1 protein-coding gene is annotated in these 1451 nt (G+C 38.0%); it reads right to left on the reverse strand.

Annotation, left to right across the window (positions count from 1 at the left end):
* Positions 1-1451 (reverse strand): reverse transcriptase/maturase family protein (locus BLW54_RS20225; RefSeq protein WP_074736544.1); only part of this gene is annotated, 1451 nt, incomplete at both ends.

A 1451-nucleotide genomic window follows, 5' to 3' on the forward strand; every position in this document is an offset into this window, starting at 1 on the left:
AGATCTACTTGTTCTTTTGATAAACCTGCTATTCTTGGAAAGCTTCTATTTATAAAGTGCATGTGTTGAGTACCTTTGCTGGTTTGATATTCAACAGTGAACTTTTTGTTTTTTTCATATTTCTTTCGGATATGTTTGGCATTCGTTCTGTACTTTGATGCAAAAGTTTTAAGCATCGAATAGTACATGAAATAAGAGAAGCGATGCATATGGTTGCTCACGTTTTCAGCTAGTCGAAAATAGTTATACAATCCTCTGATTTCACTATTATATTGTGCGACAATTTCGATGTCTTCACTATGTTGAAAGTAGCCCCTGAATTTTGGTTTCCACGTTCCATCAGCACACATTTTAATGGCTTTATATTTTTGGAGCTTGTCTACCCATGCCTTGTGGGGCATTTTAAGCTTCACTTTCCCATTCAGTAACCTTTGCTTCCTTCCCAGACGATTCCGACGGAATGAATGGTTTTTTACGATTTCGATTTCATACCCTAAAAAATGTGCTGATTTGTTGGACGCATGGGTAATTAACGTTTTTTCCATAGATAACTCAAGATTTAACTTTTTTGCCAAGTAAGTGGCAATATCATCCCTAACCTGTTTAGCATCCTTCTTTGATCCTATAATCCCGATAAGAAAATCATCTGCGTAACGAACATATGATAACCTTCGGTATTCTGAATCCATGGGATTACTGTAGCTTGTTCGAAGCAAGGTTTCTTCAACCTGTGTTAGTTGCTTCTTTAGCTCATCGACAGCTTGGTTATTTCCTTGTTCATAGGCTTGTTTTATTTCTTTCTGGATATCTGCACTTTCTGAGCTTAATTGTCGATATTTAGGGTTTCTTCTACGTTTCCTTCCGACATTAAATTGGTCCCTATATTCTTTTATATAAGTATCCAATTCGTTTAAATAGATATTGGAGAGTATGGGACTAATGATTCCTCCTTGCGGCGCTCCACTATATGTTTGATGAAACTTCCATTCCTCTACATATCCAGCCCGCAGGAATTTCCATATAAGATCTAGGAATGCTTCATCAGCAATCCTTTTTCTTAGGATTTTTATGAGGGTATGGTGTTCAATGTTGTCAAAAAATCCCTTGATATCCCCTTCCACAAACCATTTGCTCCCTGTGAACGTACGTTTAATCTCTAACAGGGCGCTGTGGCAACTCTTCTTCCCCTGATAGGCATGAGATGAGGAGGAGAAAGAGGGTTCAAATATAGCCTCCAATATCAAACGAATAACTTCTTGGACCAATTTGTCGCAAAAGCTCGGTATTCCCAATGGTCGTCTTTTGCCATTTTTCTTCGGGATATAAATCCTCTTAGAAGGATAGGGTTGATAGCTCTTGTTTCTTAAAACCTTAATCAATTTGTCAATCTGATCCATGGAAAAACCATCAATAGACCGTTGGTCTACCCCAAGGGTTAGAGCACCATCATT

The organism is Halobacillus karajensis, assembly GCF_900108515.1.
Lineage (GTDB): Bacteria > Bacillota > Bacilli > Bacillales > Halobacillaceae > Halobacillus > Halobacillus karajensis.